Origin of the sequence: Streptomyces sp. NPDC056734, from assembly GCF_042790455.1 — a bacterium.
In the GTDB taxonomy this organism is placed as follows: domain Bacteria; phylum Actinomycetota; class Actinomycetes; order Streptomycetales; family Streptomycetaceae; genus Streptomyces.
Map to the genome: position 1 here is coordinate 207,883 of NZ_JBHTZD010000006.1, position 14,606 is coordinate 222,488.

Consider the following 14,606-nt stretch of genomic DNA (forward strand, 5'->3'; position numbering starts at 1 on the left):
CTCGACCGGCCCTTCGGGAGGGGGAAGTAGTGGCGATCAAGGTGCTGCCGGTCGTGCCTGCGCAGAACAACCTGATCGACAAGGCCATCGCACTGGGCGATCGCTACACCAAGAGGCTGGGGCTCTTGGCGCCTCCCGCGTACCGCCAGGCGGCGACGGACGGTGGCCTACTGGTCGCTGTTGAAGCGGACGAAGTGATCGGCTACGCGCTGTTCGGGCTACCGAAGAGGAGCGCGCACATACGCCTTGCTCACCTTTGCGTGGCGGAGGAGCAGCGAGGCAGAGGCATCGCCCGACTGCTGGTGGATGCGATCAAGGCGAAGTTTCCGCAACGGCTCGGTATCAAGGCCAAATGCCGGCGGGACTACGAACTCAGCAACATGTGGACGAGTCTGGGGTTCGTCCCCCACGGCGAGGTACGGGGACGCGGCCGGGACGGAGAGATCCTCGACGGATGGTGGCTGGACCTCGGGCACCCGGACCTCTTCACGGACGTTGCGAGCGACGCTCTGCTGGTGGTCACGGTCGACCACGGAGTGTTCGCCGATCTACGCGGACATTCCGACACAGCCGACGCCGAGGAATCCCGCGCGCTGGAAGCGGGCTGGATGACGGATCTCGTCGAACTCGCCTACACGCCCCAACTGGTCCATCAGATCCGAGACATCACCGACACCACAGAGCGCCAGCACCAGAGGACGGCTCTGCATGGCCTGCGCCAGCTCACGCCCGACCCTGCGGCCGTGGCCGAACGAACGGCTGAACTGCTCGGTGCGGCCAAGGAGTCGCTCCCAGACCTGCCCGACAGCGGAGCACTCCGTCGTTGTGTGCAGTACGTGGCCGAGACCTCGTGCGCCGGCCTTCAAGTGCTGGCCACCCGGAACCCGCTCCTGTTCCGCCTGGTCGACGTGGCCTGGGAGGTCGCCAGGGTGCGCGTCGTATCGCCCTCCACCGTGACGCTCCACGTGGATGAGCTGCGTCAGGCCCAGGTGTATCGCCCGGCCGATCTGATGGGCACGGACTTCCGGTCCACCGAGGTGTCCCCGGGGGCCGAGGACGGGCTCATCGCGTTCTTCAATCAGTCAGGTGGGGATGACGGTTCGGCCTTCGCCGAGCGTCTGCGGTCCCTGGACGCGGACACCGTCCTATGGCGCCGCGAGCTGCTGCGGGACGGCGAGGGCCACCCCGTTGCCCTGTACGCATGGGCGCTCGACGGGCGGACACTGATCGTCCCTGTGCTCCGGACCGCGGAGCACCCACTGGAAGAGACCCTGGCAAGGCAACTCCTCTTCCTCCTCAAGCGCCTTGGGCGCGACTGCGGCGCTGAGATCATACGGATCACAGATCCGCATCCCTCCTCAGTCGCCAAGGCAGCTGCTGGGGACGATGGCTTCTTCGAGCATGACGGCAGGCTCGTGGCTCTCCTGGTGAATGTGTGCGGTACAGCAGCTGAGGTGGAGGCGGTGGCCGGTGGACTCGCTCGCGAGCTCACCGTCGAGGCAGCCGGCCTGCACTCTGGGATGTCCGCCGAGGTGGCCGCCGTAGTGGAACGCGCCTGGTGGCCTGCGAAGGTCATCGACTCCGGACTGCCGTCCTTCCTTGCGCCGATCAAACCGCGTTGGTCCACCGAACTGTTCAACGTCCCGGCCATGCTCCTGCCGCGTAGCCACGTCTTGGGCATCAGCAGGGAGCACGTCTACTACCGTTCGTCGGGGCGCCGAGGGGAGAGCGTTCCTGCCCGCCTCCTCTGGTACGTCAGCGATGGCGCCGGTGTGGATGGCCAGATGGTGGTGGGGAGTTCACGCCTCGATGAGGTGCTTGTCGACACACCGGACACCCTGTTCTCGAAATTCGAACACCTGGGCGTATATGGTCAGGGCGAGGTACAGGGAGCAGCGGATGCCTCCGGCCGCGCCATGGCGCTGAGGTTCTCGGACACCGAGATCTTCCCGAACCCGGTGACGCTGCGGCGATTGGCCTCACTGGCCAAGGAGCTGGGACTACCGTTGTCGCTGATCTCGCTGTCGAAGATCAGCAACAAGCTGTTCCAGGCGGTCTACAACGAGGGGCACCGAACGACGTGAACGATCCGGAACGCGCGATGCTGCTGTCCGTCCACCCGCGCTTCGCCACCGCGATCCTGGCCGGCAGCAAGACGGTGGAGGTTCGCCGCCAACGCGTCGCCGCCCCTCCCGGAACGCCCGTCCTGCTCTACGCAACCGCGCCCACCATGGCCCTGGTGGGCATGGCACGTATCGCCTCGGTCCATGTGGCCTCCCCCAAGGAGATCTGGTCAGCGCATCGAGCCCAGACAGGGATCACACGACGTGAGTACGACGCCTACATGGATGGTGCCGCCCAGGCGAGCGGTCTGACCTTGGAAGACCCCGTCTCCTTCGAGGAGCCGGTGACGCTCAGCGCCCTGCGTGCGGCGGGGACCTTCCATCCGCCACAGAGCTACCGCTACCTGAAGGGCGCTGACCTGCTTCAGGTGTCAGAGGCCGGGCCAGCTGTGAGGAGTGCGCTTCGCCGCATGTTGCCGGAGGCGGTTCACGCTTAGCAGGGGCAGGGATTCCGGCCCCAGAGCCCTCTTGCCGTTGACCAGCCGCCAAACGCAGCTTGGTACGCGTCCTGCCGCTGCTGCGCCAGCAGCGTAAGGCCGGCTGCCGTGGTCGTGATCGCGCCCAGGGCCTCCTGCACCCGCAGATACGCGACCCTGATCCGTCCGGGCTCTGGCTGCTCGACAGAACTGCTGCTTGCGTATGCGACTTCGCAGAGCTGACGCGCAACAGTGGCGCAAGTCACATGAAGCGGGTCTCGCCTGTTGAGACGTCAGGGAGTCCAGTGCCCCAGAGTGGTCCCCGAACGCCCCTGAGGTGGCCGCTTGACCTCAACTTAGGGCACGCAGAGGGCACGCAGTCCCCAAATTGGACTAGACAACGAACAAACCCCAGGTTGCTGACCTGGGGTTTCATCATGGAGCGGGTGACGAGAATCGAACTCGCGCTCTCAGCTTGGGAAGCTGATGTTCTACCATTAAACTACACCCGCGCAGGACCCCGACTCCATGATTCCGTCGGGTCCGAACGTGCGCTCACTCTACCCCATGCCAGGTCCCCGGTGCTGATGCCGGGGGCCTTTGTGCGTGGCGGGTGGGGTGGGTCGGAGGGGTGGATGTGGGTGTGGCGGGGGTCAGTTGAGGCGTACGGTGGAGGTCCTCGGGAGGGTGTGGCCGGGGCGGAGTGCCGTCTGGAGTGGCGTCCCTTTCGTCCCGTAATGTGTGGGTTCGTCGTCCGGCGAGGAGTAGTCGGGCGCGGCTCTGGGGAAGGGACTCTGGGACTTGATGGAGCGCACCGTCGTCCGTTGTGCCGAGGGGCACGTGTTCAGTACCGCTTCGTTCCCGATGCAGCAGGCCGAGCGGCTCGGGCCGGGTCGGCTTGTGCGGTGTCCGCGATGTGCGCGGCTGCGCAGTGTCGTGCCGGTTGCCGTTCTTGAGAAGCGGCTTGAGGACCGGCCCGAGCAGCGGCTTGAGGACCGGCTTGAGGACCGGCTTGAGGAGCGGGCCGAGAGGCGGCTTGAGACGCGGTAGGGGCCGGTAGGCGCAGGCAGGGCGGGCGCGCGGAGTCGCCGCGATTGTGGTGGGTCCGCGTGCCTTGCGTATCCTCGGGGCGTGCTTCTCTCTGACAAGGACATCCGGGCCGAGATCGACACCGGACGGGTACGGATCGACCCCTATGACGAATCCATGGTGCAGCCGTCGAGCGTCGATGTGCGGCTGGACCGGTATTTTCGGGTGTTCGAGAATCACCGGTACCCCCATATCGACCCCTCCGTGGAGCAGGTCGATCTGACGCGGCTCGTCGAGCCGCAGGGGGACGAGCCGTTCATTCTGCATCCCGGTGAGTTCGTGCTCGCCAGCACCTATGAAGTGATCACGCTTCCCGATGATCTTGCCTCGCGGCTCGAAGGAAAGAGTTCACTCGGGCGGCTCGGACTCGTCACCCATTCCACCGCCGGGTTCATCGACCCCGGGTTCTCCGGGCATGTCACCCTCGAACTGTCCAATCTCGCCACCCTGCCGATCAAACTCTGGCCCGGAATGAAGATCGGGCAGCTGTGTCTGTTCCGGCTTACCTCCCCCTCCGAGTTCCCGTACGGGAGTGAGAAGTACGGGTCCCGGTATCAGGGGCAGCGCGGGCCCACCCCCTCGCGGTCCTTCCTCAATTTTCATCGGACGCAGGTGTGAGTGGTTCGGGCGGGAGCGATGCTCGGGAGGAGCTGAGCTACGAACGGTTCGGTGACGCCGTTCGTGAGCTGGCTCAGGCCATCGCCGACGACGGGTACGAGCCCGACGTCGTGCTCTCCATCGCCCGAGGGGGCGTCTTCGTCGCCGGCGGGCTCGCCTACGCCCTCGACTGCAAGAATATTCATCTGGTGAATGTGGAGTTTTATACGGGTATCGGGACCACGCTCGATATGCCCGTCATGCTCGCGCCCGTTCCCAACGTCGTCGACTTCTCCGACAAGAAGGTGCTCATCGCCGATGACGTCGCCGACACCGGCAAGACCCTCAAACTGGTCCGGGATTTCTGTCTCGACGCCGTCGCCGAGGTGCGGTCCGCCGTGATCTACGAGAAGTCGCATTCCCTCGTGAAATGCGAGTACGTCTGGCAGCGGACCGATGACTGGATCAATTTTCCGTGGTCCGTGCTGCCACCCGTCCGCTCGAACAGGGAAGCCTTCTGACGGCTTCCCTGCCTGCGTTCCTGCCCGCGTTCCCTGCTCGCGTTCCCTCTAGAACGTGCCCAGCTTCACGATCGACAGCAGCGCGATCAGCTGGATCGCCGACGCCCCCAGCGCCTTCGGCCACGGCAGATCGTGCGAGCGGCTGACCATCAGGGTCAGCAGCGCGCCCGCCGCCACCCAGGTCACCCAGCCCAGGATCTGGACGAACGGGGCGTCGCCGCCCGCGAACATGGCCACCACCAGACGCGGGGTGTCCGTGATCGATGTGATCAGCATGGACAGGCCGACCGTCGGCTGCCAGGCGCCGTCACCGCCGAGCTGGCGGGCCAGCGTATGGGTGACCACGCCCAGGACGAACGCGCTGAGCACCATCGCGATGGCCGTCGTCAGGACGATCGGGATCGCGTTGGACAGCGTGGCGTTGATCGCCTCGTCGCGGGCGCCGTCGAAGCCGAAGACGGCGAGCAGGCCGTAGAGGAAGGTGACGACGAGGGCCGGGCCCCACATCGCGTGGTCCCGCATCTGGAGGAAGGTCTGATTGGGGGCCAGCACGATGCCCTTGAGCAGGGCCTTCCAGTGCAGACGCGGGCCCGGCGGAGGCGGCGGGGTCGCGCCCGCGTGATACGTCTGGCCCTGGGTGTAGTCCGCCGCCTCGTCCACCGAGAACGCCTGGGTGTGCCCGGGGTTGTTCGCGGCGTACGGGTCCGGTGTGCCCTGGTGGTAGCCGCCGTCGCCGAAGTACTCGGGCTCGCCGTGGTTCCCGTAGCCACCGCCCTGCTGCGGGTACGGGGGCTGCGGGTGCTGCGGCGGCTGTGGTGCCGCCGCGGGGGGATAGCCGTACGAGGGCGGCGGTCCCTGGGGTGCCTGCTGCCCGTACGGAGGGGTGTGCGGTCGCGCTTGCGGGGCACGGTTGTCCCGGCCGCCGCGTCCGATCCTGAATCCAGCCACGTCATCGAACGTACCTGGTCTCGGAGAGTGACGTACGGGAGCCGGGCAACCGGGGCCGGGTTTGCGGCCGAGCTGTGACATCCCCTAAGGGCACCCTAAGAGTTTCCTCAGGGGGATCCGGGGGGCCTACTGCCCAGGAGTGCGCCGCCGCCCCAGAGGTACCTCGCGCGTACTACCCCGCTGGGCGGCGCCGTACTACCCCGCCGGGCGGAGAGCCGCTCACTCGGCGATCTCCCAGCCGAAGGCCGCGTTGCCCTTCACCCCGGCCTGTGCCGCCGTGAACGACTTGCCGCCGGACGTGCCCGGCCCGGCGGACGTGCCGCGCAGGACGGTGATGGCGCCCGCCTCGTTCTCGTAGCCGGAGCCGATGATCAGTTCGGCCTTGCGGTCCTTGGTGAGGTCGGTGAGCTGGACGGTGAGGCCGAAGGCGTCGCCCTGCTCGTTCGCGCCGGGCACGCCCGCGGTGTTCTGCGTGAACGATTTTGCACCGGTGCCCTTCAGGCCCGTGCGCGAGCCGAACAGCACCGTCACCGAACCCGAGTCCCTCGCCGTGCCGTTGTCCTCGCCGGACGCGCCCACCGCCACGTCGGCGAAGCCGTCGCCGTTGACGTCACCGACCGCGACCGCCGAGCCGAAACCGTCGTACGTCTCGCCCGCGCCCGGTACTCCGGCCGTGTCCTGGTGGATGACGGTCGGCCGCTGGGCCGGGTCGGGGCCGTTCTTCGAGCCGTACCAGACGGAGATCTGGCCGCCCTTGTGGCCGCCCGGCACGGAACGGTCCGGGTCGCGGTAGTCGCCGAGGACCAGGTCGCCGTAACCGTCGCCGTTGATGTCGCCGATCGCGCCCGGGTCGCCGTCGGCCTTCGGCAGAGCCACGAGGCTGTAGTCGGACTCGGGGGAGCTGCCGTTGCCCGGGGTGTGGGTGAGGTAGCGGATGTCGCCGCGCTCGTCGCCGTCCACCCCGAAGGGGTAGACGCGCTCGGCCTTGCGGTCGCCGTTCAGATCGCCCGCGATGGCCTCGTAGGTGGAGCCGACCTCGTCGACCCGCCCGTGGGAGCGCGGGGTGCCGGTGCGGGTGAACGGGCCGTAGTAGAGGTGGGTGTTGCTCTGGCCGGTGCCGGTGACATCGAGCTTGCCGTCGCCGTCGACGTCGGCGATCGCCACGTCGGAACCGTAGCCGCCCCACTGGGAGAGGCCGGAGGGCTGGGGCAGCTGCCCGCCGCCGGACAGGCCGGAGCTGCCGCCCCACAGGACGACGAGCGCGCCGACGCCCCGCTTGGTGCTGGTGCTCTCATACTGGGCGCCGACGACCAGGTCGCTGTAGCCGTCGCCGTCCAGGTCGCCCGCGGCCAGGCTGTAGCCGAAGCGGTCGTCGGCCTCGGCGACGCCCGGCACGCCCGGCGAGTTCTGCGTGAACACGGCCTTCCTGGTGGAGACACCGGACGCCGACCCGTACATCACGACCACCGCCCCCGCCCCGTGCGCCGCCCCGACGTTCGCGCCCCACGCGCCGATCGCCAGGTCCCGGTACCCGTCCCCGTTGAAGTCGTGCGCCAGCCGCGAGGGGGCCGCCGTGGCGGCGGTGGCCGGCAGGGCGGACAGCAGACCGGTGGTCAGGGTGGTGACGAGCAGAACGCTGCGCTTGCGCAAGGAAGGCTCCCTTGTACGGCGGTGGAGAGGATGTCTCTGGGTAACGGAGAGGCGGTTGTACGTGGGTGGCGGTTGTACGAGGGGTGGTGGAACCGGCGCCTCGCGGGATCGCCGGACTTGCTCACCGTGAGTACCCCGCAGTGCGTGCACGGTCGGCGATCGATCAATCGATCGATCATGAGACCTGCGGGGGAGGGTAGGGGTTGTACAGATCCGCGGGTTTTTTGTGAGTTTCCTGTGTGCGGCGACGCCCCCCGGGGGGAAGTGACTCAGCCGCCGAGGAACTCCGCCGTTGAGAAGGTCACCGCCGCCGCGCTCCCCACCAGACCCGTCTCCACCCCTGGATGGACGGTCACCGAGTCCCACGTCTCGCCCCGGTACGTCCGTACCACCAGGTCCGCGCGCTCGTCCCCGTCGAAGTCGCCGACGGCCAGCACCCGGGAGGTGCCGTCGGCGGCCGGGGAGACGGTCGCGGCCGGTTCCGGGGACAGTCCCTCCGTACCGCCCCGGAAGATCCGCGGCTCGGCGCCGCCCACCACCAGGTCGGTCAGCCCGTCGCCGTCGAAGTCGCCGGCGTCGAGCTGCGGACCGGGGGCGGCGAGGGTGGCGCGGGTGGGGTCGGGGAAGTCGTAGCGCAGGGCGGTGCCGGACTCCGCGCCGATCGCCGCGTCCAGGGCGGCGCCGCGCCCGAACCGGCCCAGGGCGACATCGGTGCCGGACGGCAGGGCGATCTCGGCGCCGGTGGGGCCGTCGGGGCCGCCCAGCACCAGGAAGGCGTCGCCCTCGCCCGCCGCCGCACGGATCACCAGATCGTCGTAGCCGTCGCGGTCGACGTCGACGGCGGGGCCGGTCGGGACGTTGCCGGGGGCCGGGACCGGGGCGCCGGCCGCGCGCGGGGCGCCCTTGCGGGTGAACGGGCCGCGCAGATAGGTGAGCTGCTGCTCGGAGGCGTGCAGGACGAGGTCCTGGGCGCCGTCGCCGTCGAAGTCGCCGCACACGGGCTGGTCCGGCCAGTCGTTCCCGGCTCGTGCGGCGTCCGGCACGACGAGTTTGACGGCCTTGCCGGTCAGCCCCTGCGGCGATCCGAAGAGCACCTGCACCGGGACCGGGGGCCGGCCCTGACCGTCGTACGGCGGATCGGTGGACAGGACGAGGTCGGTGAAGCCGTCCCCGTCCAGGTCGCAGCTGGCCTCGGCGTCGAAGACGGCCGGCGCCTGCCCGTCGGTCCGGGCGGCCTGCCGCGCGGGGCTGAGCAACTGCCAGGCACCCGGCGCGAGTCCGTCGGGGCCGCCGTAGACGACCCCGACCCCGGCGTCGTCGGCGTGCGCCTGGTTCTTGACGAGATCGTTGAGTACGAGGTCCCGGTGGCCGTCGCCGTTGAAGTCGTCGGGCGTCGTGCTGCCGTCGCCCTCCGGGACGGGGAGCCGGGGCGGTGCCTCGGCCGCCTGGTTCACCGGGGTCTGCCCGTCCGGCGGACCGTCGTCACCGGAACCGCAGCCGACGAGCGACAGCACCAGGGCGGCGGCCACCGCCACCACCATCGCGCTTCTTGGCACGCGCACCACTCACCTCGCCGGCCTCTTCTGCAACACCTCCGTCATGATGCGGGTGTCCATGACACGGCGACAACCCTGGGTCGGCGCGATTTCGGATCGCTCATTCCGGCGCGAACTCGTATCGCAACTCGTACCGCAACTCGTACCGCAACTCGTAGAGGTGCCCGGCCTTCACCATGGAGGTCACCTCGACGGGACGTTCGTCGTCGGCGTGGACGACGCGCAGAGTGCACAGCACGGGCAGGCTGCCCGGGAGCCGCAGCGCCCTGAACTGCTCCTGTGTGGGGACACGGGCCGACACCCGGTCGACGGTTCGGCGGGACGGGTAGCCGAGTTCGGTCAGGAGGACGGGAGTTCCGCCCTTGATTCTGCGCCGGTTCATGAGGTCTGTGCCCTCGGCGATGTCCAATGGGTAGTACGACTTCACGAGTTCGGCGGGTTCGCCGTCGATCAGCAGGATCTGGCTGCGGCAGACGGCCTGTCCGCCCTCCGGGATGCCGAGGGCGGCACGGACGTCCGCGGGCGGCGTGACCTCCGTGACGTCGAGGAGGGTGAAGGGGGCGTCCGAGCCGTGTCGCGCCGCCTCCGCGAGCCAGGGGTGGGAACCGGTGGCGGCGGGCGTCATCGACGCGGCGGGGCGTATGGTGCGCTGCCGGTGGGGACGGACCGTGACCGCCGACCCCGCGCGCCCGATCACCAGTCCCTCGTTCTTGAGGAGCTGGAGTGCCTTCTGGACGGTGGCGTTCGAGGCGTCGAAGCGCTCCTTGAGCCCTGTTGTGGAGGGCAGGTTGGCGCCTGGCGGCAGTTCGCCGCTCATGATGTCGTCGCGCAGATCGGCCGCGATGCGTTCGTGCAGCGAGCGCCGGTCGTGGGCGTCGGGTTCGGCCTTGGGCACGGTCATCCGATCCTGATCTCGTAGCGCAGTCGCAGTCGCTGTCGCCGGGCGGGCATCACCATGCGGTCGACCTGGAGGGGGCGCTCGTCGCGGTCCAGCGTGAGCCTGGTGAGGCGCAGGACAGGGTCCCCGGGTGAGATCGCCAGCGCCTGCCGCTCCTCCTCGCTCGGCAGGTCGGCCCCCACGTCCTCGCGGACCAGCACGCCGACGTGGCCCAGCCGGGCCAGCAGGGTCACGGCGCCGCCGGGGATCTTGGCCGTTCCGGCGAGCGCGGTTCCCCGGGCGATCCCGGCGGGGTAGTAGGTGTCGGTCAGTTCGTGCGGGTCCTCGTCGAGAAGGATCAGCCGACGGCGTACGACGACCGGCTCGCCGTCCGGGATGCCGAGCAGCCCCGCGATCTCGCCGGGCGCGGGCACCTCCCCGGCGTGCAGGATGCGCTGGGAGCCGCGCCGCTGCCGAGCCGCCGCGTCCGCGCTCCAGGCGTCGGCCTGCCCCTGCCCTCGCGGGGTCAGATACGGCATCGACGTACTGACCCACTTGCTGGAGTTCATGGTGTCCTCCCAAGGCTGACCGCGCGCGACCGGCTCTGCTGTCGTTCACGGTAGGCGACCTGGTCCTCGCCTGATGGGAGCTTGACGGGAGCCTGACGGGAGCTTGCCGCGATGTGTGAAGAGCGGTGAGGGTGCGGGCTGTTGGCCCGGCAGACCCGCTGTTACCGGCATCCCCGGCGCAACCGGGCATCCCCGGCGTCGCAAAGAAACGTCGCAAAGAAACGTCGCAAAGAAACGCGGTGCCCCCATCCCAAGCCATCAGGACGGGGGCACCGCGACACATGAACAGACCTTGGCTACTTCACCGGCTCAGGCTCGGGAGCCGGCTCGCTGTCCGTGGCCCCGTCCGCCGGGTCCACCGGTGTCCGTACCGACTCCAGCAGTAGCTGGGCGACGTCCACGACCTGGATCGACTCCTTGGCCTGGCCACCCGCGGCGGAGCCGCTGTCGGATGCGGCCTTCTTGCCGTTGACCGAGTCGGTCAGCATGACCAGGCAGAACGGGCAGGCCGTGGAGATGATGTCGGGGTTGAGGGAGAGGGCCTCGTCGACGCGCTCGTTGTTGATGCGCTTGCCGATCCGCTCCTCCATCCACATCCGCGCGCCACCGGCGCCGCAGCAGAAGCCGCGCTCCTTGTGCCGGTGCATCTCCTCGTTGCGCAGGCCCGGGACGCTCGCGATGATCTCGCGCGGGGGCGTGTAGATCTTGTTGTGGCGGCCCAGGTAGCAGGGGTCGTGGTACGTGATCAGACCCTCGACCGGGGTGACCGGGATCAGCTTGCCCTCGTCCACCAGGTGCTGGAGCAGCACGGTGTGGTGGATGACCTCGTAGTCGCCGCCGAGCTGCGGATACTCGTTGCCCAGCGTGTTGAGGCAGTGCGGGCAGGTGGCGACGATCTTCTTGGCCGACCTGGGCTTCGCCGACTCGGCGACGACCTTGCCGTCGTCGTCCAGCTCCTCCCCGAACGCCGTGTTCAGGGCCATGACGTTCTCCATGCCCAGCTCCTGGAACAGCGGCTCGTTGCCCAGGCGCCGGGCGGAGTCGCCGGTGCACTTCTCGTCGCCGCCCATGATGGCGAACTTCACGCCCGCCATGTGCAGGAGTTCCGCGAACGCCTTCGTCGTCTTCTTGGCGCGGTCCTCCAGGGCGCCGGCGCAGCCGACCCAGTACAGGTACTCGGCCTCGGAGAGGTCCTCGATGTCCTTGCCGACCACGGGCACCTCGAAGTCGAGTTCCTTCAGCCACTCCAGCCGCTGCTTCTTGGCCAGGCCCCAGGGGTTGCCCTTCTTCTCCAGGTTCTTGAGCATCGTGCCCGCCTCGGAGGGGAACGCGCTCTCGATCATCACCTGGTAGCGGCGCATGTCGACGATGTGGTCGATGTGTTCGATGTCCACAGGGCACTGCTCGACACAGGCACCGCAGGTGGTGCAGGACCATAGGACGTCCGGGTCGATGACCCCGTTCTCCTCCAGCGTGCCGATCAGCGGACGCTCGGCCTCCGCCAGCGCGGCGGCGGGCACGCCCGCGAGCTGCTCCGCGCTCGCCTTCTCCTCGCCCTCCGCCGACTTGCCGCCGCCCGCGAGCAGATACGGCGCCTTGGCGTGCGCGTGGTCGCGCAGGGACATGATCAGCAGCTTGGGGGAGAGCGGCTTGCCGGTGTTCCAGGCGGGGCACTGCGACTGGCAGCGCCCGCACTCGGTGCACGTGGAGAAGTCCAGCAGGCCCTTCCAGGAGAACTGCTCGACCTGCGACACGCCGAACACATCGTCGTCGCCGGGGTCGGTGAAGTCGATCGGCTTGCCGCCCGAGGTCATCGGGAGCAGCGCGCCGAGTGAGGTGTCACCGTTGGCGTTGCGCTTGAACCAGATGTTCGGGAAACCCAGGAAGCGGTGCCAGGCCACGCCCATGTCGGTGTTGAGCGCGACCACGATCATCCAGGTGAAGGACGCCGCGATCTTCACGCCCGCGAACAGATAGGTAAGGTTCTGGAGGGTGGCGAGGTCCATGCCCTCCAGCCACGACACCACGGGGTACGAGAGGAAGAACGACGCCTCGTAGCCGTCGACATGGTGCATGGCGCCTTCCAGCGCGTGCAGCATGAAGATGCAGACCCCGACGATCAGGATGACCGTCTCCACGAAATACGCCTGACCGGTGTTCGACCCCGCGAAGCGCGACTTGCGCCCGGCCCCGCCCGGCCGCGACAGCTGCCGGATCACGATCAGGGCCAGGATGCCGAGCACGGTCATGGTGCCGATGAACTCGACGAAGACGTTGTACGGCGTCCAGTCGCCGATGACCGGCAGCAGCCAGTCGGCCTTGAAGAGCTGGCCGAAGGCGTTGACGATGGTCAGCAGGAGTGTGTAGAAGCCGATCGCCACGAACCAGTGCGCGACGCCGACGACGCCCCAGCGGTTCATGCGGGTGTGCCCGAGGAACTCCTTGGCCAGGGTGATCGTGCGCAGCACGGGGTCATTGGTGCGGGCTCCGGCCGGGAGCGGCTGGCCGAGCGTCATGAACCGGAAGATCTGGAGGACGGCCCGGCCGAACAGGGCGACGCCGACCACGATGAGGACCACCGACACGATGATCGCGGCGAGTTGCATCTCAGGGCTCCTCGGGCCTGCGGGGGGAGGGACCCGCCGGTGCTCCGGCGACTCCGTCATTACTAAGCGGTAACTTACGCGGTCCTTCGAGATTACCCCGCATCCCGCCTCGCACTGTAGCCAGGCACTCGGTGATCTGTGTCGCTGAGGGGTTGCCGGGTGGGTCACTTCGGCGGTGACTCCTGCAATGCCACCCGCTGTCCGCCGGTCCGCCGGTCCGTCGTCCGCCGGTCCGCCGTCCGCCGGTCCGCCGTCCGCTGGTTCCCGTCCGCCGCCTGTCGGCTGTTGTTCGCTGCCTGCTGCCTGCATGCCGCTTGCCTGTCGCCCGCCGCCGCTATCCGCCCGCGCGCGCCTGCGCGTGGCGCGCGCCGACCGCAGTAACCGGCCCCGGGTCCCCGGCCGGCCCCCCTGGCCCCGGCCCAGCCCCCCCGGCGGCCAGCCACTCCGCCCATGTACACGCGCCACGCCGCGCCGAGACACCCCCAGTATTCATCACAAATCGTGACATTCGGCTTAGTTTGTGTACGTGTTCTACGGGATCGCCGCGGCCGTGGCCGCACTCCTGCTCGCCGCTCTGCTCTCGGCGCTGCTCCGCCCGCTCGCGCTGCGGCGTGGGCTGCTGGAGCGGCGTCGGCGGGTGCGGCCCGTGCCGGTGCTCGGCGGTGCGGCGGTGGTCGGGGCCACCGCCGCCGTCGCCGGGGCCGGGGAATGGGCCGGGGTCGCCCGGCTCGGCGGCGAGGCCGGCGCGCTGCTGGTGGCCGGCCTCGCCGTCGCCGGGCTCGGCCTCGCCGCCGACCTCTGGCGGCTGCGCACCCGCTTCCTGCTCGCCGCTACGGCGATCGCCGCGCTGTGCGTGGTGCCGTACGGGCGTACCGGCGTCGTCGGCGGGGTGCTGGCCGCCTGCTGGATCGCCGGGGTCGCGCTGGCCTTCCGGTCCCTCGACCACTCCGACGCGCTCGCCGGGACGGTCGGGGTGGTGACCGCCTTCGGGGTCGGGGCCTGCGCGGCGGCGGAGGTGATGGACGGGCTCGCGGCGCTGCTGAGCGTGCTCGCGGCGGCGCTGACCGGGTTCCTCATGCACAACTGGCCGCCCGCGCGGATCGCGCTCGGCGCCACCGGCTCGCTGTTCACCGGGTTCGTGCTCGCGGGCGCGGCGCTGCTCACGCGCGCGGGCGGCGAAATCTCCGTGTCCTTCGGCGTGTTGTTCGCCCTGACGGCGGTCGCCGTGACGGACGTGCTGCTGGTGCTGGTCGCCCGGCGGCTCGCGGGGCGGGCGCTGCGCGCGGGCGGTCCGGATCATCTGGCGCACCGGTTGCGCCGCGCGGGGCTGACGGCCCAGGGGGCGACCGTGGTGCTGGGCGCGGGCGCCTTCGCCGCGGTGGCGGTGGGGGTGCTGGTGCACACCGGGTGGGCGGGCGCGGCGGCCGTGCTGTGGGTGGCGGGCGGGGCGCTGATGGTCGTAGCGGCGCTGCTCCGGGTGCATGGGGCGCCGCAGGGGATGCCTGGGGTGCACGCAACCTCTGCTCGGCGGGGTGCGTCTTCCCAGGCCAGAGCGCAGTTGCGTGTAAGGAACGGATAAGAGTTGAGCGAGGTTGACTCAGCTCTGTTGACCCAGTCGAGAGACTGATGCACACTTGAGTCCGTTCCACTCAAG

General features: G+C 69.4%; 11 protein-coding genes and 1 tRNA gene. 5 read left to right on the top strand and 7 right to left on the bottom strand.

Annotation, left to right across the window (positions count from 1 at the left end; genetic code table 11):
- Positions 1 to 29 precede the first annotated feature (29 nt).
- Together ACFRFC_RS11285 and ACFRFC_RS11290 are read left to right on the top strand one after the other, a co-directional pair.
- Positions 30 to 2,084 carry a GNAT family N-acetyltransferase gene (locus ACFRFC_RS11285; protein WP_382680805.1) on the top strand — a complete coding sequence of 685 codons (2,055 nt, stop codon included), beginning with the start codon at positions 30 to 32 and terminating at the stop codon, positions 2,082 to 2,084.
- Positions 2,081 to 2,560, top strand: coding sequence for an ASCH domain-containing protein (locus ACFRFC_RS11290; protein ID WP_382680806.1), 480 nt, complete (start codon positions 2,081 to 2,083; stop codon positions 2,558 to 2,560). Before ACFRFC_RS11285 ends, ACFRFC_RS11290 begins: the two co-directional genes overlap by 4 nt.
- Before the next feature lie 417 nt (positions 2,561 to 2,977).
- Here ACFRFC_RS11290 and ACFRFC_RS11295 read toward each other — a convergent pair.
- Positions 2,978 to 3,051 (bottom strand) — tRNA-Gly (locus ACFRFC_RS11295).
- Between the two features lie 619 nt (positions 3,052 to 3,670).
- On the opposite strand from ACFRFC_RS11295, the gene dcd reads away from it, so the two are divergent.
- Positions 3,671 to 4,246 carry a dCTP deaminase gene (gene dcd / locus ACFRFC_RS11300; RefSeq protein ID WP_382680807.1) on the top strand — a complete coding sequence of 192 codons (576 nt, stop codon included), beginning with the start codon at positions 3,671 to 3,673 and terminating at the stop codon, positions 4,244 to 4,246.
- On the top strand, positions 4,243 to 4,746 hold the full coding sequence (locus tag ACFRFC_RS11305; protein ID WP_382680808.1) for a phosphoribosyltransferase: 504 nt from the start codon (positions 4,243 to 4,245) through the stop codon (positions 4,744 to 4,746). Before dcd ends, ACFRFC_RS11305 begins: the two co-directional genes overlap by 4 nt.
- A gap of 48 nt (positions 4,747 to 4,794) precedes the next feature.
- Here ACFRFC_RS11305 and ACFRFC_RS11310 read toward each other — a convergent pair whose 3' ends face one another.
- The 6 genes from ACFRFC_RS11310 to ACFRFC_RS11335 all read right to left on the bottom strand — a co-directional run bounded on the left by ACFRFC_RS11310 (position 4,795) and on the right by ACFRFC_RS11335 (position 12,952).
- A complete protein-coding gene (locus tag ACFRFC_RS11310) occupies positions 4,795 to 5,775 on the bottom strand; it encodes a Yip1 family protein (RefSeq protein WP_382680809.1) in 981 nt (326 codons plus the stop codon).
- A gap of 138 nt (positions 5,776 to 5,913) precedes the next feature.
- The gene (locus ACFRFC_RS11315; protein WP_382680810.1) at positions 5,914 to 7,344 is read right to left on the bottom strand and encodes an FG-GAP-like repeat-containing protein; all 1,431 of its coding nucleotides are present in this window, start codon (positions 7,342 to 7,344) and stop codon (positions 5,914 to 5,916) included.
- A 269-nt stretch (positions 7,345 to 7,613) separates the two neighbouring features.
- Positions 7,614 to 8,885: an FG-GAP repeat domain-containing protein gene (locus tag ACFRFC_RS11320; protein WP_382681083.1), complete on the bottom strand. Its 1,272-nt coding sequence runs from the start codon at positions 8,883 to 8,885 to the stop codon at positions 7,614 to 7,616.
- A gap of 115 nt (positions 8,886 to 9,000) precedes the next feature.
- Positions 9,001 to 9,801, bottom strand: a complete 801-nt coding sequence (locus tag ACFRFC_RS11325) for a GntR family transcriptional regulator (protein ID WP_382680811.1) — start codon at positions 9,799 to 9,801, stop codon at positions 9,001 to 9,003.
- Positions 9,798 to 10,346: a GntR family transcriptional regulator gene (locus tag ACFRFC_RS11330; RefSeq protein WP_382680812.1), complete on the bottom strand. Its 549-nt coding sequence runs from the start codon at positions 10,344 to 10,346 to the stop codon at positions 9,798 to 9,800. Before ACFRFC_RS11330 ends, ACFRFC_RS11325 begins: the two co-directional genes overlap by 4 nt.
- Positions 10,347 to 10,642: 296 nt before the next feature.
- The gene (locus ACFRFC_RS11335) at positions 10,643 to 12,952 is read right to left on the bottom strand and encodes a (Fe-S)-binding protein (protein WP_382680813.1); all 2,310 of its coding nucleotides are present in this window, start codon (positions 12,950 to 12,952) and stop codon (positions 10,643 to 10,645) included.
- 526 nt (positions 12,953 to 13,478) lie between these two features.
- Between ACFRFC_RS11335 and ACFRFC_RS11340 the strand changes: the two genes are divergently transcribed.
- Complete coding sequence (locus ACFRFC_RS11340) at positions 13,479 to 14,531, top strand: MraY family glycosyltransferase (protein WP_382680814.1); 1,053 nt, start codon at positions 13,479 to 13,481, stop codon at positions 14,529 to 14,531.
- Positions 14,532 to 14,606: the final 75 nt, after the last annotated feature.

What these genes read in the sequence shown, in the direction of transcription:
- ACFRFC_RS11320 (WP_382681083.1), bottom strand. Translation starts at nt 8,885, where the DNA reads ATGGTGGTGGCGGTGGCCGCCGCCCTGGTGCTGTCGCTCGTCGGCTGC.
- ACFRFC_RS11325 (WP_382680811.1), bottom strand. Translation starts at nt 9,801, where the DNA reads ATGACCGTGCCCAAGGCCGAACCCGACGCCCACGACCGGCGCTCGCTG.
- ACFRFC_RS11335 (WP_382680813.1), bottom strand. Translation starts at nt 12,952, where the DNA reads ATGCAACTCGCCGCGATCATCGTGTCGGTGGTCCTCATCGTGGTCGGC.
- ACFRFC_RS11330 (WP_382680812.1), bottom strand. Translation starts at nt 10,346, where the DNA reads ATGAACTCCAGCAAGTGGGTCAGTACGTCGATGCCGTATCTGACCCCG.
- ACFRFC_RS11310 (WP_382680809.1), bottom strand. Translation starts at nt 5,775, where the DNA reads ATGTCACAGCTCGGCCGCAAACCCGGCCCCGGTTGCCCGGCTCCCGTA.